This is a genomic window from Caulobacter sp. GW821-FHT10A10, assembly GCF_059415745.1.
The window spans coordinates 265,575-288,786 of sequence record NZ_JBWKNV010000001.1; the positions used below are offsets into that span (position 1 = coordinate 265,575).

The 23,212-nt window shown below is 68.2% G+C and carries 17 protein-coding genes; 5 read left to right on the forward strand and 12 right to left on the reverse strand.

Features of this window, described 5'->3' with window-relative positions:
- Positions 1-4: 4 nt before the first annotated feature.
- The 3 genes from AC07NS_RS01345 to AC07NS_RS01355 all read right to left on the reverse strand — a co-directional run bounded on the left by AC07NS_RS01345 (position 5) and on the right by AC07NS_RS01355 (position 6,455).
- Positions 5-1,531, reverse strand: coding sequence for a tryptophan halogenase family protein (locus AC07NS_RS01345; protein ID WP_494600869.1), 1,527 nt, complete (start codon positions 1,529-1,531; stop codon positions 5-7).
- 136 nt (positions 1,532-1,667) lie between these two features.
- Positions 1,668-3,206 (reverse strand): tryptophan halogenase family protein, encoded by a 1,539-nt coding sequence (locus tag AC07NS_RS01350; protein WP_494600871.1) that lies wholly within the window; start codon positions 3,204-3,206, stop codon positions 1,668-1,670.
- Positions 3,207-3,332: 126 nt separating this feature from the next.
- Entirely contained in the window at positions 3,333-6,455 is a 3,123-nt protein-coding gene (locus AC07NS_RS01355; RefSeq protein WP_494600873.1) for a TonB-dependent receptor, read from the reverse strand.
- 666 nt (positions 6,456-7,121) lie between these two features.
- Here AC07NS_RS01355 and AC07NS_RS01360 point away from each other — a divergent pair.
- The 4 genes from AC07NS_RS01360 (at position 7,122) to AC07NS_RS01375 (ending at position 11,942) form a co-directional block, all read left to right on the forward strand.
- Entirely contained in the window at positions 7,122-8,159 is a 1,038-nt protein-coding gene (locus AC07NS_RS01360; RefSeq protein ID WP_494600875.1) for a LacI family DNA-binding transcriptional regulator, read from the forward strand.
- A gap of 69 nt (positions 8,160-8,228) precedes the next feature.
- The gene (locus AC07NS_RS01365; protein ID WP_494600877.1) at positions 8,229-10,484 is read left to right on the forward strand and encodes a beta-glucosidase family protein; all 2,256 of its coding nucleotides are present in this window, start codon (positions 8,229-8,231) and stop codon (positions 10,482-10,484) included.
- Positions 10,485-10,771: 287 nt separating this feature from the next.
- The gene (locus AC07NS_RS01370) at positions 10,772-11,515 is read left to right on the forward strand and encodes a hypothetical protein (RefSeq protein ID WP_494600879.1); all 744 of its coding nucleotides are present in this window, start codon (positions 10,772-10,774) and stop codon (positions 11,513-11,515) included.
- Between the two features lie 31 nt (positions 11,516-11,546).
- Positions 11,547-11,942 (forward strand): OsmC family protein, encoded by a 396-nt coding sequence (locus tag AC07NS_RS01375; protein ID WP_494600881.1) that lies wholly within the window; start codon positions 11,547-11,549, stop codon positions 11,940-11,942.
- Positions 11,943-12,145: 203 nt separating this feature from the next.
- Here AC07NS_RS01375 and AC07NS_RS01380 read toward each other — a convergent pair whose 3' ends face one another.
- From AC07NS_RS01380 to petA, 3 genes are read right to left on the reverse strand one after another with little or no spacing between them, the layout of a single operon-like run.
- Entirely contained in the window at positions 12,146-13,000 is an 855-nt protein-coding gene (locus tag AC07NS_RS01380) for a cytochrome c1 (RefSeq protein ID WP_494600883.1), read from the reverse strand.
- A 5-nt stretch (positions 13,001-13,005) separates the two neighbouring features.
- Positions 13,006-14,325: a cytochrome b gene (locus AC07NS_RS01385; protein WP_110120229.1), complete on the reverse strand. Its 1,320-nt coding sequence runs from the start codon at positions 14,323-14,325 to the stop codon at positions 13,006-13,008.
- A gap of 5 nt (positions 14,326-14,330) precedes the next feature.
- Positions 14,331-14,879, reverse strand: a complete 549-nt coding sequence (gene petA / locus AC07NS_RS01390) for a ubiquinol-cytochrome c reductase iron-sulfur subunit (RefSeq protein ID WP_494600886.1) — start codon at positions 14,877-14,879, stop codon at positions 14,331-14,333.
- 199 nt (positions 14,880-15,078) lie between these two features.
- Here petA and AC07NS_RS01395 point away from each other — a divergent pair, with 199 nt between their 5' ends.
- Positions 15,079-15,543, forward strand: a complete 465-nt coding sequence (locus AC07NS_RS01395) for a tRNA (cytidine(34)-2'-O)-methyltransferase (RefSeq protein ID WP_494600888.1) — start codon at positions 15,079-15,081, stop codon at positions 15,541-15,543.
- Positions 15,544-15,852: 309 nt separating this feature from the next.
- On the opposite strand, the gene AC07NS_RS01400 is transcribed toward AC07NS_RS01395, so the two are convergent.
- The 6 genes from AC07NS_RS01400 to AC07NS_RS01425 form a co-directional block, all read right to left on the reverse strand.
- Positions 15,853-16,431 carry an OmpA family protein gene (locus AC07NS_RS01400; RefSeq protein WP_492853692.1) on the reverse strand — a complete coding sequence of 193 codons (579 nt, stop codon included), beginning with the start codon at positions 16,429-16,431 and terminating at the stop codon, positions 15,853-15,855.
- Between the two features lie 436 nt (positions 16,432-16,867).
- Positions 16,868-19,456, reverse strand: coding sequence for an ATP-dependent chaperone ClpB (gene clpB, locus AC07NS_RS01405; protein WP_494600890.1), 2,589 nt, complete (start codon positions 19,454-19,456; stop codon positions 16,868-16,870).
- Between the two features lie 101 nt (positions 19,457-19,557).
- The gene (locus AC07NS_RS01410) at positions 19,558-20,307 is read right to left on the reverse strand and encodes a M48 family metallopeptidase (RefSeq protein ID WP_494600892.1); all 750 of its coding nucleotides are present in this window, start codon (positions 20,305-20,307) and stop codon (positions 19,558-19,560) included.
- A gap of 199 nt (positions 20,308-20,506) precedes the next feature.
- Entirely contained in the window at positions 20,507-20,845 is a 339-nt protein-coding gene (locus AC07NS_RS01415) for a response regulator (RefSeq protein WP_494600894.1), read from the reverse strand.
- Positions 20,846-21,877: a sensor histidine kinase gene (locus AC07NS_RS01420; RefSeq protein WP_494600896.1), complete on the reverse strand. Its 1,032-nt coding sequence runs from the start codon at positions 21,875-21,877 to the stop codon at positions 20,846-20,848. It abuts the gene before it with no gap.
- A gap of 75 nt (positions 21,878-21,952) precedes the next feature.
- Positions 21,953-23,074: a DUF4167 domain-containing protein gene (locus AC07NS_RS01425; protein ID WP_494600898.1), complete on the reverse strand. Its 1,122-nt coding sequence runs from the start codon at positions 23,072-23,074 to the stop codon at positions 21,953-21,955.
- Between the last annotated feature and the right edge of the window lie 138 nt (positions 23,075-23,212).

Sequence of the window (23,212 nt, forward strand, 5' to 3'; positions counted from 1 at the left end):
CAACCTACCCCGCCTTCCTCAGCGCCTCCGGCACCGGCGCCGGGCAGTACTGGCGCAGGAAGTCGCCGTGGCTGGGCAGGGTGTCGACCAGGTCGCTCAGCATCGGGGCGGACTTGTCGAGCAGGCCCTTCACCACCCCGGCCGGCAGGGTGTCGACCAGCTGCTGGTAGCGCTGGGGCCGGATGCCCATGCCTTCCATCACCGACTGCCAGCTGGGCGCGCGGAACATGTCGTCGACGCCGTCGCGCAGCACGCCGCTGGCCTTGAACAGCTCGATCCGCTCGCGAAGGCTCTCGGGCGGCGTCACCTGCTGATAGGCGCGCCAGAACGGCGTGTCGTCGCGCTTGGTCGTGAAGTAGTGCAGCACGATGAAGTCGCGGATCTCCTCATAGTCGGCCCGCATGCGCCGATTGTACTCGGCCGCCAGGGTGGCGTCGCAATCGCGGTCGGGGAAGAACCGCAGCAGATAGTCGACGCCGCGATAGATCAGGTGCAGGGCGGTCGATTCCAGCGGCTCGATGAAGCCGCCCGCAAGCCCGATGGCCACGCAGTTCTTGTTGAACAGCTGCTTGCGCATGCCGGTCTTGAACGGCACCAGCCAGGGCTCGCGCACGGCCTCGCCCTCGACCTGGCTCATCAGCGTCGCGCGGGCCTCGTCATCGCTGCAGAACTGGCTGCAATAGACGTAGCCGTTGCCGGCCCGGTGCTGCAGCGGGATGCGCCAGCGCCAGCCGGAATCCTGGGCCTGGGCCAGGGTGTAGGGGTGCGGGTCGCGGATGTTGGCGGTCTGCACGGCGATGGCGCGGTCGCACAGCAGCACGTCCGACCAGTCGAGGAACTCGGTGCCCAGGGTCTTGCCGTTCAGCAGCGAGCGGAAGCCCGAGCAGTCGATGAAGAGATCGCCCGAGGCCTCGCGGCCGTCCTGCAGGATCACCTTCTCGATGAAGCCGTCGGGGCGGGTGGCCACGTCGCTGACGATGCCCTCGGTGCGCTTGACGCCCCTCGCCTCGGCGAACTTGCGCAGGAACTTGGCCAACAGGGCCGCGTCGATGTGCACGGCGTAGTTGGCGTTGGCGATCATGGTGCGCGGAGCCATGGCCGGCGACATGAACTTCCAGCGGTCTGCCATCACCGAGGCGGTGGCGAAGTCCTGCAGATTCGAGGGATGCCCCTCGGCCTTGCCGCGCAGCCAGACCTGGTAGAACTCGTGCACGTCGACCGGGCCGCCGATCAGGCCGAACGGGTGGTAGTAGACGTCGCCCTTCTGGCGCCAGTTCTCGAAGCGAATGGCCAGCTTGAAGGCGGCCTGGGTCTCCTGCATGAACTCGACCTCGTCGATGCCGAGGCTGCGGATCAGCTGCAGGAACGGCGGGATCGTGCTTTCGCCGACGCCGATGATGCCGATCTGCTCGGACTCGATCAGCTCGATCTCGCAGGGACTGTCCTTGAGATAGTGGCTGATCATCGCCGCCGTGATCCAGCCGGCCGAGCCGCCGCCCACGATCACGATCTTCCGCAGATTGTTGGCCATCGGGCCTCTCCCGTCGTCTTGTCTTTTATCGTTGTGGTCTAAAGCCCCGACCGGATTGCATCAGGCCGGGGCTCTAGTCTTTTGTTTTGACGCATTTTCTTCACGCGAACCGGAATCCACTTCGCTCGAAAATGCTCTATTCGGCCGCCGCCGGCTGGGCGGCGACGTAGCGGCGCAGGAACTCGCCATGGGTCGGGGCCTGGGCCACCGCCCGGGCGACGCCGGCGCGCATCTGGTTGAGGCTGGCGGCCAGAGCCGCGCCGTCGATCCCGTCCAGCGCCGGATCCCAGCTCTTAGGCCGGATGTCGAAGCCGTCGAAGATCGCCAGCCAGCTGGGCGGCTGGAACATCTCCCAGCGATAGCGGGCCACGTGGCCACGGGCGCGGAACAGCTCGACCTTGCGGGCCAGGGTCTCGGGAATGTCGGCGTCGCGGGTGGTGCGCCAGAACGGCGTGTCGCCCCGCTGGGCGGCCTTGTAGTGCAGGATCACGAAGTCGCGCACCCGCTCCATTTCGCGGCGGGACCAGTCGTTGAACTCGTCGATAACCGCCGGGTCGAAACTCCGGTCTGGGAACAGCTGCTTCAACTTTTCGATGCCGGTCTCGATCAGGGCGATCGAGGTGCTTTCCAGCGGCTCCAGGAACCCGGACGCGAGGCCCAGGGCCACGACGTTGCGGTTCCACACCTGCTTGCGGCAGCCCGGCGTGAAGCGGATCAGGCGCGGCTCGTGCAGCAGCTTGTCGGGCACGGCCGCGACCAGCTCGGCCTTGGCCGCCTCGTCGTCGATATGGCGGCTCGAATAGACATAGCCGTTGCCGTAGCGGTGCTGCAGCGGGATGCGCCAGCGCCAGCCGGCGGTGTGGGCGGTGACGTCGGTATAGGGCGGCGGCTCGGCGCCTTCCGGCGGCTGGCTCTGCACGGCCAGCGCCCGGTCGCAGAACAGCCATTGCGACCAGTCCTCGTAGCCGGTCTCCAGCGCCTCCTCGATCAGCAGCCCCCGGAAGCCCGAGCAGTCGATGAAGAGGTCACCCTCGATGCTGTGGCCCGTATGCAGGTCCAGCGAGGCGACGAAGCCGTCCTCGGGCCGCAGGTTGACCTTCACGATCTTGGCGTCGATGCGCCTGACGCCGTTGGCCTCGGCCACGCGGCGCATCAGCTGGGCGAACAGGCTCGCGTCGAAATGCAGGGCCCAGTCGAATACCGACAGGCTCGACGGCGGATTGGCCGCCGGCACGGTGAACTTGCCCGCCGTCGCCAGGGACGCGCCCAGGCAGTACTCGCCGAACGCCCCGACATCGCCGCTGGCGCGGGCCTTGGCCCAGTAGTGCTGGAAGGCCACCCCGTTCAGGTCCTGGCCGTAAAGGCCGAAGGGGTGGATGAAGGCCGAGCCCGGGGCCATCCAGTCCTTGAAGCGGATGCCCAGCTTGCAGGTGCCCTGGGTGGCGCGCAGCACCTCCAGGTCGTCGAGACCCAGGTTCTGGTAGAAGCCGCGAATGGTGGGGATGGTCGCCTCGCCCACCCCGATCGTGCCGATCTCGGAGCTTTCGACCAGGGTGATGTCGATCGGCGACTGGCCGAAGTGGCGACGCAGGGCCGCGGCCGCCATCCAGCCGGCGGTCCCGCCGCCGACGATGACGATGCTGCGGATGCGCCCTTGGCGGACGTCTTCGCTCATGGCCGATCCTCCCCGACCGAAACTGGCGCCCGAAGGCGAAAACGGAAAGCACCCTGCTGAAACAAAAAAGACCCGTCGCGGAGGACATAGGGGAGCCGCCGCGACGGGCGCAGGAGGAAACTCAGATCACCACTTGGCGCGGACGCCGATCACGTAGCGGGGCTCGAACTCGTTCTGCGACGAGTACTGTTCCTTCCCCTTGGCGAACTTCAGGTAGTAGTCCTCGATCTCGCCGGTCACGTTCGAGCCGTTGAAGTAGACCGTGACGTTGTCGCGGACCTCGTAGCTGACGTTGACGTCGACGTAGCCGGTGGAGTCCTGCATGACGGGGATGGTCCGGCCGCCGCCGCCGCCCATGGTGCCGGCCAGGCGATCGGTGCGGAAGTTGTAGGCCACGCGGGCCTGCAGCTTGTCGTCCTGGTACCAGCCGACCAGGTTGAACTGGTGCTTGGAGTTGTCGAAGAACGGCAGCTTGTCGCCCGACAGGTCGATACGGGCCTCCTCGCTGGGCGAGTAGGTGTAGTTGGTGTCGACGCCGAAGTTCCTGAGCACCGGGGTGTCGGGGATGATGTCGCTGAAGGCGATCTTGGCGCCCACTTCGAGACCCTTCACCTCGCCGCCGTCGCCCTGCAGCGGCAGCGACACGTCGACCTCGCGGCGGATCACGCCGTCCTGGTCGGGGAAGCTGCCCTTGATGGTGCCGCCGGTGACGTAGCTGTCGATCTTCAGCATGAAGGCCGAGATGTTCACCATCGAGGCCTGGCCGAAGTAGTACTCGGCCGCGACGTCGAAGTTCTGCGAACGCCAGGGATCGAGGTTCGGGTTGCCCGAGGCCTCGGCGCCGGTGACGCAGCGAACGTTCGGCAGGGTGGCGCCGCAGTCGGCGGTGTTGATCTTCAGGCCGCCGCCATAGCTGCCCAGGTCGAGCGGCTGCATGGTCTTGGAGTACGAGAAGCGAAGCTTGACGTTGTCGGTCAGGTCGTAGGACCCGTTGAACGACGGCAGCCAGTCCGTGTACTTGCGGCGCGTGACCGTGTCGCCGTCGTCGGCGTTGGTGTCGCCGTAGTTCATCGTGTCGCCGGTCAGGTTCTGCTTCACCAGCAGTTCCGTCTGGATGACGCGCAGGCCGAAGTCGCCCGACAGCCTGCCGATCTCGTAGTTGCTGGCGAAGTAGGCGCTCTGCTCCTTCAGGTCGACGTCGTAGGTCTGGCCGGGAACGGTGACGCGGACGGCGTCGCCGAACACCTTCTTCTGGAACGACAGCACGTCGTCGAAGTCGCGCGGATCCACGGCCCAGAAGCCGGGCATGCCCGAGGTGACGCCGCCCAGGTCGGTGACGAACAGGGTGTTGTTGTAGGTGTAGAGCTTGGTCGGGCGGTTGACGGTGTAGCCCTGGAACTCAGGCGTGCCGGTGATCGGGTTCGGCACGAACTCGCCGGCCTGGCACTGGTTCTGGTTCATGACCACGTCGATGGCCTTCCACTGCGCCATGCAGCCGCCGGCCGGCACGGCCGAACCGTTGGCCTGCACCGCGCCCGGCGTGCCGCCGTAGAAGCCCGAGAACAGGTGGAACTGCTCGACGCTCACCGAGCGATCGCTCTGGCGCACGCCGGCGTCGACCTTGGTGATGAAGCCCAGGAACTTGTCGTCGAAGCGGTAGTGGCCGTCGGCGCGGAACACGTTCATGTCCGAGTCGACTTCGTTGTTGCCCTCCGACGAGAAGGCCGCGATCGCGTAGCTGTCGCGGTTGGCCATGTAGTCGCGCAGGGTCTTGCCCGCGCCCAGGCCGCCCGAGATCGGCGTGTCGAAGCCGCTCCACACCGGGTGATTGCCGCTGATGTCGTAGTGCAGCTGCGGGTTCTGGCCGTAGCCCAGCGGGTTGGGGTTCAGGTAGCAGCCGCCGGCCGAGCCGACGACGGCGTTGCTGCGCTGGCTGGCCGGGTACTGGTCGCAGATGGCCTTGGGATAGAACGGACCGCGGGTGCGGTCGTCGGCGTTGCGGAACAGGTTGAAGCGCCCGTCGCCGTACTGCCAGTTGGAAAGGTCGCCCTGGGCCTGGCCATTCATGCTCAGGCGGTTGCCGTCGGCGCGGATGGCCCGGGCCTCGAAGGTGAAGTTGCCGCCGTTGTCGTACTTCAGTTCGAGATTGTAGTTCTTGCTCTCGGACTTGGTGACGCGGTTGACGGTGAAGGAGTTAATCCACCAGGCATTGATGTCGTACTCGTCGACGGCCAGCCACGGACGGCCGTTGCCGCCGTTGGTGCTGGGGGCGCTGACGCCGGTCGCCTGGGTGTCGGTGGGCGTGGTCCAGGTGCCGAAGGCCCCGCCGTCCCAGCGGTTGGAGATGTTGATGCCGACCGCGCGGTTGTACTCGTCGAGCTTGGCGTAGAAGCCTTCCGCGATCAGGGTGAAGCCTTCACCCAGGTCGGCCTCGAACGACACGTTGAGGCCGGTGCGCTTGCGCTCGACCACGCGGTTGTAGCTTTCGAAGCCGTGCGGCGAGAGGAAGTTGTTCGGGTTCGAACCGCCCCAGTCGTTGTTGCCCGACAGCACGACGGCGCCCGAGAAGTTGTTGCTCAGGTTCGACTGGCTGCGGACGCCCGACACCAGCACGCCGACGCGGTCGTTGCGCCAGCTGGCCAGAATGTTGGCCAGGTAGTCGTCGTCCTTGGTGCGCTCGCCGCGCTGGGCTTCGAGGCCGCCGGCGATCTGGAAGCCTTCCTTCATCATGAAGGGACGGCGGGTGCGCAGGTCGATGGTGCCCGAGATGCCCGACAGGGCGTTGTTCGGGTCGGTCGACTTGAAGACCAGCACCTGGTTCATCAGCTGCGAGGGCACGTCCAGCAGGTTGGGCTGGGCCGAGCCCATGTTGCCCGCGCTCAGGTACTGCTCGCCGTTCAGCAGGGTGATGACCTGCGACAGGCCGCGGATGTTGACGCTCTTGCCTTCGCCGGCGTCACGCTGGATCTGCACGCCCGAGATGCGCTGCAGCGCATCGGCGACGGTGACGTCAGGCAGCTTGCCGATGTCTTCGGCCGAGATCGCGTCGACGATCGCAGTTTCCTTGCGCTTGACGTCGACGGATTTCAGCTGCGAGCCGCGCACCCCGGTGACGACGATCTCTTCGACCGCGGTCTCTTCGGTAGTCTGCGCCAGGGCGGTTGTGGTGATGACGGCCTGAGACGCGCCGGCCAGCAAGGCCAGGGTCAAGCCGCGAGTCCAGACGGACTTCGAACGTGGTGTGGTCAAGTCGATCGCTCCCCAATGTCTTTGTTCTTGCGTTCGGGCCGCGACGCTCTTTGCGCGCCGCGGTGGGTCTTGAGCCCGGGTCTCGGCCTTCACGCCAACCTGCTTCTGGCGGCCGTGACCCGGTGATGTCCTGTCGGCGACCCCCGGCGCCGGAACGGTGCTGCGAGACAGCCCTCAGTCGCCGCTCACGGTGGCTACATTCCCAAATGTCCCGAGCAAGTCAACAAGAATGTCAACGTTGTCATTTCTGAAAATCGCCGGAATGCAACATGGCTGCAAGGCGGCCAGGCCCGATCTGATCGAGCCCGAGGGACGGGCTAAATCCCTATTCTATAAGGTATTTCCTCCCGCACACTTCGGCCTGGGCGACAAAGGAGACAGCGCTGCCAACCCCGCTTCGCCCTAACCCAATAAAATCTACAGGCGAGGCCACAAAGGGAATCAAAACCGCAGGACGCGGGCGACAAGGACGCCGAGACCACATCAAAATGTCCGATAAGACATTTGCAGGACAACATAATGTCCGACGATAAGACAATTTTTGACCCGAACCTGTCCCATCGCATGACAAGCCGATCCAGCTGCGGTATGGCTGGTCAAGGGAGCCGTCTGGCCGCCGCCCTGCCGGGCGCGCGCGGCGACGGCCGAGTCGGGTGCGGATCTTCTATGTCGACGATTCACGATGTGGCCCAACGGGCTGGGGTCTCGGCCAAGACGGTCTCGCGGGTCCTCAACGACCACGCCAGCGTCACCGCCAAGACCCGCGACAAGGTCCGCGAGGCCATGTCCGCCCTCGGCTACCAGCCCAGCGCCGTGGCCCGCCAGTTCCGCGCCCAGGGCGCGTCGGCCGTCGGGGCCCTGATGGGCGACCCCAGCGGCGGCTATCACACCCGCACCCACCACGCCCTGCTGCTGGCCTGCCTGGAGACGGGCCGCCACCTGACGGTCGAGCTGTTCGACGGCCCGATCGCCGGCTGGCAGGACCGCATCCGCGCCTTCGTCGAGGACGGCGGCATCCGCGAGGTGGTGCTGCTGCCGCCCGAATGCGATTTCGGCCCGCTGAAGGCGCTGCTGCGCGAGCTCGAGGTGCGCTGCGTGCTGATCTCGCCGACGACGCCCGACCCGCACTTCCCGGCCATCGCCATGGACGACCGCGCCGCCGCCCGCGAGGTGGTCGAGCACCTGTTCAGCCTGGGGCACACCCGCATCGGCCACATCTCGGGCCACCCCGATCACGCCGCCAGCACCCATCGCCGCAACGGCTTCTTCGAGGCCTACGCCGCCGCCGGCCTGCCGCGTCCGGCGCCGGAGCTGATCGTCCAGGGCGAGTTCACCTTCAAGACCGGCCTGGACGCCGCCAGGCTGCTGCTCGAGATCGACGAGCCGCCGACCGCGATCTTCGCCGCCAATGACGAGATGGCCGCCGCCACCTGCATGGAGGCCCAGCGCCGCGGCCTGCGCATTCCCGACGACATCTCGGTGGTAGGCTTCGACGACGCCCCAATCGCCGGGGTCATCTGGCCGACCCTGACCACCATCCGCCAGCCGTTCGAGCCCATGGCCCTGCGCGCCCTGCAGACCTTCGCGGCCTGGAACAGCGGCGAATCCGGCCTGCGCACCGGGCCGTTCCTGGCCCAGCACAGCCTGGTGATCCGCGAATCCACCGGTCCGGCCCGCAAGGGTCCGCCGGCCAAGACCAGCTGACGGAGCCCTCTTCCGTCCGCGACAGCACCGCCGGCCAGACCGGCCAATAAGATCCGTGTGGGAGGTAGAATGAACTCGCGTTTCCGCGCCAGCGCCCTGGCCCTGACCATCGCCCTCGGGGGCCTGGCCGCCCTGCCCGCCTGCGCCCAGGACCACGCCGGCCACGCCGCGGCGCCCGCCGCGAAGCCCTGGCTCGATCCCAAGCTCGACGCCGACACGCGCGCCGACCTCGTGCTGAAGGCCATGACCCAGGACGAGAAACTGACCCTGGTCTACGGCTACTTCGGCGCCGACATGAAGCCCAAGTACACGCGCATCGAAGGCTCGCTGCCCGGCTCGGCCGGCTATGTGCCGGGCCTGCCGCGCCTGGGTATCCCGGCCCAATGGGAAACCGACGCCGGCGTCGGCGTGGCCACCCAAGGCAGCGCCGCCGAGTTCCGCGAACGCACCGCCCTGCCCTCGGGCATGGCCACCACCGCCACCTGGAACCCGGAGCTGGCCCAAAAGGGCGGCGCCATGATCGGTTCCGAGGCCCGCAATTCGGGCTTCAACGTCATGCTGGCCGGCGGCGTCAACCTGGTCCGCGAGCCGCGCAACGGCCGCAACTTCGAATATGGCGGCGAGGATCCCCTGCTGGCCGGCGTCATGGTCGGGGCCCAGATCAAGGGCATCCAGTCGGCCAAGATCGTCTCGACCATCAAGCACTACGCCCTGAACGCCCAGGAGACCGGCCGCTTCGTGGTGGACAGCAAGATCGGCCAGGCCGACGCCCGCACCTCCGACCTGCTGGCCTTCCAGATCGCCATCGAGGCGTCGGAGCCGCACTCGGTGATGTGCGCCTACAACCGCGTCAACGGCGACTACGCCTGCGAGAACGACTGGCTGCTCAACAAGGTGCTCAAGCAGGACTGGAGCTACAAGGGCTACGTCATGTCCGACTGGGGCGCGGTGCACTCCGGCTCCAAGTCGGTCAACGCCGGCCTCGACCAGGAATCGGCCGGCGACGCCTTCGACAAGCAGCCCTTCCTGGCCAGCGTGCTGAAGGCCGATCTGGCCAGCGGCGCGGTCAGCCAGGCGCGTCTCGACGACATGGCCCGCCGCATCGTCCGCTCGCTGTTCGCCAGCGGCGCGGTCGACCATCCGGTGAAGATCGCGCCGATCGACCTGGCCGCCAACGGCAAGGTCAGCCAGGCCGACGCCGAGGAAGGCATGGTCCTGCTGAAGAACGACAAGGGCCTGCTGCCCCTGGCGCTGAAGGCCCAGAAGATCGCCCTGATCGGCGCCTACGCCAATGTCGGCGTGCTGTCGGGCGGCGGCTCCTCGCAGGTCTATCCGGCCGGCGGCCGCGCCGTGCAGGGCCTGGAGCCCAAGACCTGGCCCGGCCCGGTGATCTACTATCCGTCCTCGCCGCTGAAGGCGCTGCAGGCCCGCGCGCCCCAGGCCAAGTTCACCTATGACGACGGCAAGGACCCGGCCGCCGTGGCCAAGCTGGCCGCCGAGAGCGACCTGGTCATCGTCTTCGCCGACCAGTGGACCACCGAGTCGGAAGACGCGCCGTCCCTGACCCTGCCCAAGAACCAGGACGCGACGATCGCGGCGGCCGCCAAGGCTGGCAAGAAGGTGGTCGTGGTGCTGGAGACCGGCGGCCCGGTGACCATGCCGTGGCTGAACGACGTCGGCGCGGTGCTGCAGGCCTGGTACCCCGGCACCAACGGCGGCGAGGCCATCGCCCGCGTGCTGACTGGCGAGGTCGACGCGACCGGCCGCCTGCCGGTGACCTTCCCGGCCAGCGAGGCCCAGCTGCCGCGCCCCGTGCTCGACGGCGATCCGAAGACCCCCGAGGCGCTGTTCGCCGTCGACTATTCGATCGAGGGCGCGGCCATCGGCTACAAGTGGTTCGACAAGAAGGGCCTGACGCCGCTGTTCCCGTTCGGCCACGGCCTGTCCTACACCAGCTTCGCCTATTCGGACCTGAAGACGGCGACCAGCGGCGGCAAGCTGACCGTGTCGTTCAAGGTCACCAACACCGGCAAGCGGGCCGGCAAGGACGTGCCGCAGGTCTATGTCTCGCCCAAGGCCGGCGGCTGGGAGGCCCCGCGCCGCCTGGCCGGCTTCCAGAAAGTCACCCTCGCGCCCGGCGCCAGCCAGGCGGTCACCCTGACCGTCGATCCGCGCCTGCTGGCTGTCTGGGACGACGCCGCCCACGGCTGGAAGGTCGCGGCCGGCGACTACGAGGTGCAGCTGGGGGCGTCCTCGGCGGCGATCGCGGCCAAGGCGAGCGCGACGGTGGCGGCGCAGAGCGTGCCGGTGGGGCTGCTGAAGTAGGGGAACGAGCCCGTCGAAAAGAAACCTCCCCCCGTGGGGGAGGCGGCCGAAGGCCGGTGGGGGGACGTTTTCAGCTTCCGCCGCGCCGGCCTTTTTCGCATCTACGCCCCCCACCGATCGCTACGCGATCGCCTCCCCCATAGGGGGAGGTTCGCAGTTTCAGGGGGAGCATCTTGAGGGGGCGGACGCGACAGCGTCCGCCCTCTTTCGTTCAAGCCATGCGCCATCGGTTTGGGCTATCCCCTCCCCGCTTCCCCTCCCGGCTGAACACGCTCTAGTCTCCCTCCATGCGCGCCCCGCTCCTCGCCCTGGCCCTGATCCTCGCGACCGCCGCCTCGGCGCGGGCCGGCGAGACCGCCTGCTGGTTCGAGAACGGCGCCATCGTCGCCCCCGCCGCGGTCGGCGACATAACCGGCGATTTCGTCATCGACCTGTCGGCGCCCCGCACCCTGCTGCACGAGACCAGGGCCCAGGCCGGCGGCTTCGAGGCCACCGACCTCTCCCTGCCCATCCGCCTCGCCGGCGAGGCCCTGCCAGCCCAGCCGGTGAGCGTCGTCGACCTCGACTATCGCGGCGTCGGCTTCGTGGCCCCCATCGCCGGCGTCATCGGCGCCGACGTCCTGGCCCGCTACACGGTGGTCATCGACTTCTCCCCTTGCCGCCTGACGCTGTCGCCCGCCGACGGGCTCGCAAGGCCTTCAGGACGCGCCCTGCCCGTCGAGATGATCGGCGGGGTGCCGACGGTGCGGGCGATCGCTTCGGACGGCTTCACGAGCGTCCAGGGGCCGTTCGCGCTCGACACCGCCTCGGGCGGCGTGCTGCGCGCCCGGGGAGCGGCCGACGGCCCTCGCCAGAAGCCGGCCGGCACGGTGGCGGCCCTGGCCTTCGACGGCCGCCTCTATCCCCGCGCCCGGGCCGTCAAGGCCGGCGACCTGCCGCCCGGCGTGGTCGGGGCGCTAGGGGTCGAGGTGCTGGCCCGCGGCCGCCTGCGGCTGGACCCGGCCGCCCACGCCCTGTGGCTGACGCCCTGATCCCTCTTCTTCCCTGTACGGAGCTTCCCCCATGGCCTCGCGCGCCCACGCCGTCACCGCGAACCCGCGTCACACGATCCTGCTCGAGGTAAACGGCCACAAGCTGGTCGGCGACGAGCCCCCGGCCCTCGGCGGCCAGGACGCCGGCCCGCCGCCGTTCGGCTTCGTGCTGGCGGGTCTGGCCGCCTGCACCGCCACGACGCTGCGGATGTACGCCGACCGCAAGGGCTGGGGCGAGGTGACCATCGAGACCGAGCTCACCCTCGACACCCGCGGCGACAAGCCGAAGATCGACCGCAAGGTCTCGGCCACGGGCGACCTCGACGAAGCCGCCGTCGCCCGCCTGCGCGACGTCGTCGAGCGCACGCCGGTGACCCTGGCGCTGAAGGGCGGGTTCGATATCGATACGGTGCTGGAGCGGGGGTGAAAGCCTCAAGAAACCTCCCCCTCTGGGGGAGGAGGCCGAAGGCCGGCGGGGGGCCGTTTTCAGCTTCCGAGATATCGGCCCACCTCGCAAGCACTCCCCCCACCGATCGCTGCGCGATCGCCTCCCCCAGAGGGGGAGGTTCCAAACAAAAGGGCCCGGCGTCGCCGCCGGGCCCTTCTTCGTTCTCGGTCCGAACGCGCCGCTCAGTGCGACTCGTTCTTCCAGACCTGGCGGTAGGCCGCATAGAGCAGGCCGGCGAACAGGATCAGGTAGATCAGCACGGCGAAGCCGGTCTGCTTGCGCTCTTCCAGCTTGGGCTCGGCGGCCCACATCAGGAAGGCCGAGACGTCCTTGGCCTGCTGGTCGACCGTCGAGGGCGTGCCGTCGTCGAAGGTGACGAGGCCGGCCTTCAGCGGCGGAGCCATGGCGATGAAGCCGCCCGGCGGAACATGCTCGTGCGAGCCGCTCCAGTACGAGGCCAGGTCGCCGGCCATGTACGGGTTGTAGTGCTGACCCACGCCGACCTTCAGGCCGGCCGGAGCGTCCTTGTAGCCCGTGACGATGGCGTGGATGTAGTCCGGACCGCCTTCGCGGGCCTTGGCCAGCAGCGACATGTCCGGCGGCAGGGCGCCGCCGTTGCTGGCGCGGGCCGCGGCCTCGTTCGGGAACGGCGAGGGGAAGCGGTCGGCGCTGGTGGCCGGACGCTTGATGGCGTCGCCGGTCTCGGAGTCGATGTCGGCGACCTCGAACTCCTTGGCGATCGCCTTGACCCACGGGTTGTCGTTCGAGTTCGGGTACTTGTCGTTATAGAACGGGCCGCCCTTGTCGCCGAGGTTCCGGAAGCTGACCAGCTTCATGGAGTGGCAGGCCGAGCAGACCTCGCGATAGACCTTGTAGCCGCGTTGCAGCTGGGCCTGGTCGAACTTGCCGAACGGCCCCTCGAACGACCAGTGGATCTTCTCGGGTTCCAGCGGGTGACCGGCGGCCAGGGCCGGAGCCGAGGCCCCGACCGTCAGCAGACCCGCGACCGCTGCGATGGCGAAGAGTTTGCGCAGCATCGGGATCAGCCCTTCATTTCAGGCGCGGCGGTCGCTTCGGCCGGCGCGGCGGCCGGGTGCGACAGGGCGGGCGAGGCGATCGAATCCGGCACCGGCAGGGTCTTCTCGACCAGGCCCAGCACCGGCAGGATCACCAGGAAGAACGCGAAGTAGTAGAGCGAGGCGAACCGGCTCAGCCACACGAAGCTGTTCAGGTCGGAGTCGATCAGGGTGAAGGTCTTGAAGTGACCCAGCACCGGATCGTCCGGCAACTTGGCGCCGCAGAGGCCCAGGATGCAGCACACCACCACGAAGATGAGGAAGTACAGCTTCGCGGTCGGGCGGTAGCGCATCGAGCGCACCTTCGAGGTGTCCAGCCACGGCAGGGCGAACAGGCAGGCGATGGCGCCGAACATGGCCAGCACGCCCATCAGCTTGTCCGGAACAGCGCGCAGGATCGCGTAGAACGGCAGGAAGTACCATTCGGGCACGATGTGCGACGGCGTCACCAGCGGGTTGGCCTCGACGTAGTTGTCGGCGTGGCCCAGGGCGTTCGGCAGGTAGAAGACGAACACCGCGAAGAGGATCATGAAGACGCTCATCGCAAACGCGTCCTTCACCGTGGCGTACGGCGTGAAGGGCAGGGTGTCGGCCTTCGACTTGGGCTCGACGCCGGTCGGGTTGTTCTGGCCGACCACGTGCAGGGCCCAGATGTGCAGGATCACGACGCCCGCGATCATGAAGGGCAGCAGGTAGTGCAGCGAGAAGAAGCGGTTCAGCGTGGCGTTGTCCACGGCGAAGCCGCCCCACAGCCAGGTGGTGATCGACGGGCCGACGATCGGCAGGGCGCCGAACAGGTTGGTGATCACGACGGCGCCGTGGAAGCTCATCTGGCCCCAGGGCAGCACGTAGCCCATGAAGGCCGTGGCCATCATCAGCAGGTAGATCACGCAGCCCAGGATCCACAGCACCTCGCGGGGCGCCTTGTAGGAGCCGTAGTAGAGGCCGCGCAGCATGTGGACGTAGACGGCGATGAAGAACATCGACGCCCCGTTGGCGTGCATGTAGCGGATCAGCCAGCCGTAGTTCACGTCGCGCATGATGTGCTCGACGCTGGCGAAGGCGTGGTCGGCGCTCGGCGTGTAGTGCATCACCAGGATGATGCCGGTGATCAGCTGGCTGGCCAGGCACAGCGACAGGATGCCGCCGAAGGTCCACCAGTAGTTCAGGTTACGCGGGGTGGGGTAGTCGACGAAGCTGTCGTAGCCCAGGCGCACGATCGGCAGACGGGCGTCGAGCCAGCGCTCGATACCGGTCTTCGGTTGGTAGGTCGAATGTCCGCTCATCTGGCTTACCCGATCTTGACCTTGGTGTCGGACAGGAAGGCGTACTCCGGAACCACCAGGTTCTTCGGAGCGGGGCCCTTACGGATCCGGCCGGACGTGTCGTAGTGCGAGCCGTGGCACGGGCAGAACCAGCCGCCGTAGTCGCCGCCGCCGAAGGTGGGCACGCAGCCCAGGTGCGTGCACGAACCGATCAGCACCAGCCATTGGGCCTTGCCCGGCTTCACGCGCTCGGCGTCGGTCTGCGGGTCGCGCAGGCCCGGATCATGGTCGTCCTTCACCGCGCGGGCGATCTCGGCCGACGTACGGTTACGCACGAACAGCGGCTTGCCGCGCCACTTCAGCGTGACCTGCTGGCCGTCGGCGACCTTGGTCAGGTCGAACTCGGTCGAGGCCAGGGCCAGCGTGTCTGCGGAGGGGTTCATCTGGTCGATGAACGGCCAGGCAATGGCGGCGGCGCCGCCGGCCGCGGCCGTCATGGCCGCGATGTAAATGAAATCGCGTCGGCTGGGATCGGACCCAGACTCGGTCTTTGCGCCCACGGCGGTGTCGGCCACCTTGTTCCACCCTTCGTTTCCGTCGGACCGGCGAGCGACCCGACCAGGAAGCGCCAATTTCGGCGCAGTATCTTTTATTCGACCCGCAAGCGGATCTTCGCCACAAGGGGCATGCTCCCTATCGGATGGGCGAACAGAGTTCGCAAGCCCTTTCGATGCGCAGCAATGCCCCTACTAGCCCCATGGTTGGTTCGTTAGAATGCGTCTCGCCCTTTTTCAACCCGGCATTCCCCAGAACGTGGGCGCGGCGATTCGGCTTTCGGCCTGCCTCTCGGTCGGGCTCGACGTCATCGAACCCTGCAGCTTTCCCTTGGACGACAAGAGCTTGAAGCGCGCGGCCCTCGACTACGGCCCGCTCACCCACCTGACGCGACATGATTCTTGGGAATCGTTCCTGGCCGCGCCGCAACGCACGGAAGGCCGGCTGGTGCTTTTCACCACCCGCGGCGACACAAGCTTCCACGACTTCGCCTTCCAGCCCGGCGACACCCTGCTGTTCGGCAACGAGAGTCGCGGCGCACCGGAAGAGGTGCACGCCGCCGTCGACGCCCGGCTGGTCATTCCGCTGCGCCCCGAGGCCCGCTCGCTGAACGTCTCGGTGACGGCCGGCATGGCCCTGGCCGAAGCCCTGCGCCAGACCGGCGGCTTCCCCGCCCCGCCCTAGCGGTTGGGCATTCGGAAACCCGGGCGCTTTTTTCACCGCGCATCCCCGCGACGGCGGGGATCCAAGCCGAGTCTGCGGATGATCCACGGCCGCGCCCCATCCTGAAAGCCAGCTTGGGTCCCCGCCTTCGCGGGGAGAGACGGATTTGGGGCAGGGTCAGCGGGCGGAAATCGCCTCGCCAAAAGATTCAGAACACGAAAAAAGGCGGCCCCGTTTCCGGGACCGCCCAAGGTTCAGTCTGGCGCTCAGGCCGGCCAGGCGAGGTGTGGAGTCCTCGCCCGCCGGTCTTGGCGTCCCAGGCGGTAAGGCCTAGGCGAGCACCATGATCACGACCCGGCGGTTCTGCGCCCGGCCCTCCTTGGTCTCGTTCGGGGCGATCGGATCTTCCGAGCCGTACGAGATGGTCGCCATCCGGTTCAGGGCCACGCCCTGACGGGACAGATACTTGCGCACCGCGTCGGCGCGACGCTGGCCGAGCTTTTCGTTGTAGCCGGTCTCGCCGGTGGCGTCGGTGTAGCCCTGGATCTCCAGGTATACGTTCTTGTTCTCTTCCTTGAGCTTCGACGCGAAGTCGGCGAGGCGCTGCTCGGCCTCCGGCGACAGGGCGTCCTGGTCAGTCGGGAACTTCACGGAATCGTCCGACAGCACCATCGAGTACATGAACTTGCCCTCGGCCAGCTTGCCGGCCGCCGTGGCGCGCTCCAGCGCCTCGCGCGAGGTCTTGTCCAGTTCAGCGATCTGGGTGTCATGGCCGTCGACACGGGTGGCGACTCCGCCGACCTGGGTGTTGACGTACTTCTTGGTCGCGCAGCCGCTGACCGCCAGGCCCCCAGCCACCAGCGCGACCACCGCCGCCATCTTCAAGCTGCCTTTGACTTGGCCGATCATTGTTCGCCTTCTCTCTTCGTTGATCCAATAAAGCTTGACCTTGGACCTACACACTCCATCCGGGTCGTTCAGCTTTCGCATTACGAAACCGTCAGGTGACAGAGGCGAAAAATGGGCGTGTTCTTGTCGCGATTGGCGCCGCTTTGAACCTATGTTCTTGGTGACTTTATAGACCGCGCGCGATCGTGCGAACGCCGGTTTGGTTCCACGAATTATTTTCGAATGGGATCGGGATTTTTGGCCGCTCGAGGGGGCCGGGGAGCCGCCGACGGGTCCCAGAAGAACCTCGGACGGAATCGCTGGCCGGCCTGAAACGGGCGCGGCGGCGCATCGCTCGTCCTCCAGATGTAGGGAGCTTTCGCGCGACTTCAAACGAAAAACGCGCGCCCCGGAGGCCGGAGCGCGCGCTTCGTCGAAATCGATCGACTGGGTCTACTTACTGCAAGGTCGCCCGGCCGAAGGACAGCCCTTCCGAACCAGCCCCGACGGCGATGACGCCGCCGTCCTCCAGTTCCCCGGCCAGCAGGCGGCGGGCGATCGGATCGACCAGCTCCTTCTGGATCACGCGCTTGAGCGGGCGCGCGCCATAGACCGGGTCGTAGCCCTTGTCGGCCAGCCACTGCAGGGCGGACGCGTCCAGCGCCAGGGTCATGCGGCGATCGGCCAGCAGCTTCTCCACCCGGCCCAGCTGGATACGGACGATGTCGCTCATGTTCGAGCGGTCCAGCCGCTTGAACAGGATGATCTCGTCGATCCGGTTCAGGAACTCCGGACGGAAGTGGCCGCGCACCGTGGTCATGACCAGCGGCCGCACCTCTTCCACGTCGGCCCCGTCCTCCTGGTTGGCCAGGAACTCGGCGCCGAGGTTGGAGGTCATGATGATGATCGTGTTGCGGAAGTCGACCGTGCGGCCCTGGCCGTCGGTCAGGCGACCGTCATCGAGCACCTGGAGCAGCACGTTGAAGACGTCCGGGTGGGCCTTCTCGATCTCGTCGAACAGGACCACCTGGTACGGGCGGCGACGCACGGCCTCGGTCAGCGCCCCGCCCTCGTCGTAGCCGACATAGCCGGGAGGCGCCCCGATCAGGCGGCTGACCGAGTGCTTTTCCATGTACTCCGACATGTCCATGCGGGTGATCGCATGCTCGTCGGCGAACATGAACTCGGCCAGGGCCTTGGTCAGCTCGGTCTTGCCAACCCCGGTAGGACCGAGGAACAGGAACGAGCCGATCGGCCGCGTGGGATCATGCAGGCCGGCGCGGGCGCGGCGGACGGCGTCGGACACGGCCTCCAGGGCCTCGTCCTGGCCGACCACGCGCGAGCGCAGGGCGACCTCCATCTGCAGCAGCTTCTCGCGCTCGCCCTCCAGCATCTTCTCGACCGGCACGCCGGTCCAGCGGCTGACGACGGCGGCGATCTGCTCGGCGTCGACGACTTCCGGCGTAAGCGCCTTCTCGCCGCCGGTCTCGCCGGCCTCGGCGTCGGCCAGGCGCTTCTCCAGCGCCGGGATCTCGCCGTACTGGAGCTGGCCGGCGCGGGCGAAGTCGCCGGCGCGCTGGGCGGCGGCCAGGTCGGCGCGCAGGCGGTCGAGGGCTTCGCGGGCTTGCGCGGCGCCGCCGACCTTGTCCTTCTCGGCCTTCCAGCGGGCGGTCATCTCGTCCGACCGGAACTGCAGGTCGTCGATCTCGACCTCCAGGTTCTCCAGGCGCTGCTTGGAGGCGGCGTCGGTTTCCTTGGACAGGGCCTCGCGCTCGATCTTCAGCTGCACCAGGCGGCGGTCGATCTCGTCGAGCTCCTCGGGCTTGCTGTCGATCGCCATGCGCACGCGGCTGGCCGCCTCGTCCACCAGGTCGATGGCCTTGTCGGGCAGGAAGCGGTCGGCGATGTAGCGGTTGGAAAGCGTCGCGGCGGCCACGATGGCGGAGTCGCTGATCCGCACCCCGTGGTGGACCTCGTACTTCTCCTTCAGGCCGCGCAGGATCGAGACGGTGTCCTCCACCGTCGGCTCCTGCACGAACACCGGCTGGAAACGACGCGCCAGGGCGGCGTCCTTCTCGACGTGCTTGCGGTACTCGTCCAGCGTGGTGGCGCCCACGCAGTGCAGCTCGCCGCGCGCCAGGGCGGGCTTGAGCAGGTTCGAGGCGTCCATCGCCCCGTCGCTCTTCCCCGCGCCGACCAGGGTGTGCATCTCGTCGATGAACAGGATGATCGAGCCCTCGGCGGCCGTGACCTCGCCGAGCACGGCCTTCAGCCTCTCCTCGAACTCGCCGCGATACTTCGCGCCGGCGATCAGGCTGCCCATGTCGAGCGACAGCAGCTTCTTGTCCTTCAGGCTCTCGGGCACGTCGCCGTTGACGATGCGCTGCGCCAGGCCCTCGACGATGGCGGTCTTGCCGACGCCGGGCTCGCCGATCAGCACCGGGTTGTTCTTGGTGCGGCGCGACAGGACCTGGATGGTGCGGCGGATCTCTTCGTCGCGGCCGATCACCGGGTCGATCTTGCCGTCGCGGGCGGCCGCGGTCAGGTCGCGGGCGTAGCGCTTGAGGGCGTCATAGCCTTCCTCGGCGTTGGCGCTGTCGGCGGTGCGGCCCTTGCGCAGGGCGGCGGCGGCGGTCTCCAGGCTCTGGGCCGAAACGCCGGCGTCCTTCAGCACCTTGGCCACGTCGCCGCCGTCCTTGGCGATGGCGACCAGCAGGCGCTCGGTGGTGACGAAGGCGTCGCCCGCTTTCTTGGCGCCGTCCTCGGCGGCCGCGAACACCCGGGCGGTGTCGGGCTTCATGTAGAGCTGACCGCCGGCGCCGTCGACGCGCGGGTTCTTGGCCAGGATCGCGTCCACGGCGGCGTCGGCCGCGTCGGGGCGGCCGCCGGCGTTGACGATGATGGTGCGCGAAAGCCCGTCCTTTTCTTCCAGCAGCACCTTCAGGAGGTGCTCGGGCCCGAGCTGCTGGTGACCACGGGCCAGGGCCAGGCTCTGCGCGGACTGCACGGCCTGCTTGGCGCGGTCGGAATAGATGTCGATCTTCACTCTGAACGTCCCCTTGTTAGGCGGATCAGACCAGGCCGCCTCCGATGAGCGCGGCCCGACCTGTCAGGGGATGTAGTGTGACCTTCAGGCCACACAAGGCGTCACCAGCCCCGGCTGGCGATATAAGTTTCCAGGGCCTGGATGCGGGTGGCGTCCGACGGGTGGGTCGAGGTGAACTCGGCGCGGTTCGTGCCGCCTTGGGCCTGCATCTTGCGCCACAGGGCCACGGCCTCGCGCGGGCGGTAGCCGGCGCGCTGCATGAAGTCGACGCCCAGGCGGTCGGCCTCCAGTTCGTGCTTGCGCGAGAACGGCAGCAGGAAGCCGACCTGCGCGCCCGCCCCGCCCAGCGCCGAAACGGCCTTGCCCCCGTCGCTGGCCCCGCCGCCGGCGGCCGCCTGGGCGATGGCCAGCACCAGCTGGGTGCTCATCTGCTGCGAATAGCGCTCGGCGGCGTGGCGGGCCACGACATGCGCGGCCTCGTGGCCCAGCACGGCGGCCAGCTGGTCGTCGTTGTCGACCAGCTGCACCAGCCCCGAATTGACGCCCACATGGCCGCCCGGCAGCACGAAGGCGTTGGGCACGGGGTTGTCGAACACCACGTAGTCCCACGGCCGATCAGCCAGGCCCGCGGCGGTGACGACCCGCTGGCCCACCCGCTCGACCCGGGCGTTCAGCCGCGGATCCTGCGAGATCTTGCCGGTGCGCAGCGCCTGGCCCCACGCCTGCTCGCCCGAACGGGCCAGGGCCGCGTCGTCGACTACCGCGAACTGGTCGCGGCCGAGCTCGGCGTTGTAGGCGCAGGCGGAAAGCATCAGGCCGGCGATCAGGACAAGCGACGGGCGAAGGCGCATGGACAGCACGCGTTATTGTTGTCGGGACCCCGACTTAAGTCACTGAGGTCGCAGCGCGCAACAAAGATCCTCCCCCTCTGGGGGAGGTGGCGCGAAGCGCCGGAGGGGGGTCGGTTTCAGCTGCCGGAGAGATGGCCGATTTCGCGACCACTCCCCTCTCCGTCGCCTTCGGCGACACCTCTCCCACAGGGAGAGGATCTTAACGCGCAGCGGCGATCGTCCGCGCTAGGTGCCTGGGATCGACCGGCTTGCTGAGGATCGGGGCGTCGCGCAGGTCGGCGCGCACGCCCTGGTCGCCGTAGCCGGTGACGAAGGCGAAGGGCACGCCGCGCTCGCGCAGCACGTCGGCGGCCGCGAACGAGGTGCCGCCGTCCAGGTTGACGTCCAGCAGGGCGAAGTCGACCTGCTCGCGCCGCGCGGCCTCGACGGCGGTCTCGGCCGAGACGGCGGGGCCGGTGACCTCGCAGCCCAGGTCGGTCAGCAGGTCCTCGACCAGCATGGCCACCATGATCTCGTCCTCGACGATCAGAACGCGCATTCAGGCGGCTCCTCGGGCCGGTACGGCGTTGGCGGCCGGCTTGCGACGAAGACGGGCGACGATGGCGCAGGCCACCCCGTCGGGCTGGTAGTCGAGCGTCGCCTCGCCATCGAGCTCCAGGGCCAGGCCCCGGGTGATCAGGCGGCTGCCGAAGCCCTGGCGTTCGGGCGGAGAGACCAGCGGGCCGCCGCTCTCCTTCCAGCCCAGCCGCAGGCGTTCCTCGTCGCCCTCGCCTTCCCGGCTCCAGCCGATCGTGACGTGGCCGGCGGGGATGGAAAGGGCGCCGTACTTGGTGGCGTTGGTGGTCAGCTCGTGCAGGGCCAGCGACAGCGACAGGGCCGTCTTCGGCGACAGCCGCACCGAAGGCCCCGACAGGGTGAAGCGCGTGGCGTCGCCGTAGGATTCGATCAGCCCGGCCAGGATGTCGCGCAGGTCGGCGCCCTCCCAGCTTTCGCGGGTCAGGATGTCGTGGGTGCGGGCCAGGGCCAGCAGGCGGGTGGTCAGGGACTCGCGGGCGTCGCCCAGGTCGGCGGCGTTGCGCAGCGTCTGGCCGGCCACCGACTGCACGGTGGCCAGGGTGTTCTTGACCCGGTGATTGAGCTCATTGACCAGCAGCCTCTGCAGCTCCTCGGTCCGCTTGCGCTCGGTGACGTCGCGCATCACGCCGGTGAAGAACCGCCGGCCGGCCGAGCGCCATTCGGCGATCGACAGTTCGAGTGGAAAGGTCGAGCCGTCCTGCCGGCGGCCGAACACCTCGCGGCCGATGCCGATGATCCGGCGCTCGCCGGTGGCGCGATAGGTCTCGAGATAGCCGTCGTGCGCCGCGTGATGCGGCTCGGGCATCAGGGCCTTGACGTTGGAGCCGATCATGTCGGCGGCGGCATAGCCGAACAAGCGCTCGGCGGCGGGGTTGAAGGCCTCGATGCGGCCGTGCTCATCGATCACGACGATCGCGTCCACCGCCGTATCGACGATGGCGCGATAGCGGGCCTCTTCGCCCGCGCCGCCGGTCTTGGCTCCACGCCCGCCCATGGCCGGCTCTCCTGTGGTCCAGAAGAGCCTAGCCTATGGGTTTAGCAATAGCCAATGCCTCGCGGAGGTTAAGTCTCAGGCTTCTTCGGATTCCGAAGCCGGAGCGTCGCCGCCTTCGAAGCTGCGCGGGGCGCGGCGACGACGGGGCTTCTTGACCTCTTCGCCGGCGGCCTCGGGGGCCGGAGCGGCGGGGGTCTCGGCCGCCGGAGCAGCTTCGACCTCGGCCTTAGCGGCCTTCGGCTCGGACTTGCGGCCGAGGAACGCCGGGGCGTGGCTGACCGCGCCGTCCTGGCCGCGCAGCACCGGCGAGCTTTCGCTCACGGGCGCCTCGCCGCCCAGCGGGGCGGCTTCCGGCTCGATCACGGCCAGCGGATCACGCTCGCCGCGGTCACGGTCGCGATTGCGGTCACGATCCCGGTCGCGGCGCGAGCGGCGGCCTTCACGGGCCTCGCCCTGGAATTCGCCGCCTTCGGCTGCCGGACGGTCCTCGCGCGGCTGGCGCTCTTCGCGCGGACGATCATCACGGGGGCGATCGTCACGGTCGCGGAAGCGATCTTCGCGGGGCCGGTCGTCGCGCGGGCGATCATCGCGGGAACGGTCGTCACGCGGGCGGTCGTCACGGGGACGATCATCGCGGTTGCGGTCGCGATCGTCGCGGTCGCGCCAGCGGTCGCGGCGCTGTTCGCCCTGGCCCTGGTTGTCGCGCGGACGGTCGTCGCGGTTGCGATCACGGTCGCGGTTCTCGAAGCGGTCGCGGTTGCGGTCGCGGCGCTGTTCGCCCTGCTGACCTTCGCCGCCCTCGCCGCCTTCAGCGCCCTCGGCGGGCGTCTCGACGGCGGCCGGGGCCTCGACGACTTCTTCCGGCTCGGCCTCGAAGTCGATCTCGTAGGCCGAGTAGGCGTCCTTGCCGATGATATCGCTGACCGAGCGATTCGGCTGGATGGCGCGCAGCACACGGAAATAGTGCTCGGCATGCTGCAGGTAGTTCTCGGCCAGCACCCGATCGCCGGACGACGAGGCGTCGCGAGCCAGCTGCTGGTACTTTTCATAGACGCTCTGGGCCGCGCCGCGGACCTTCACGCCGTCGGGACCGTTCGAATCGAAGGCCCGGTTGGCGTTGTGCTGCTGTGGCTTGCCACCACCGCCCCCGCGGTTGTTGCGGCCACGCTGGCGCTTCATGCCCTTGAAATCTCTCATCTTCTCTTCTGAACCTGTCCGGCCGGGAAGCTTTGCCTCGGTCGGTGTTTGGTCTCTTGAGACTGGTGGCCCCGCTTGGGCGCGCCTTCGATGTTCTTGAGACGTGGGTTTCGTTAAAGGGTCTCCGTCCGGATCGGG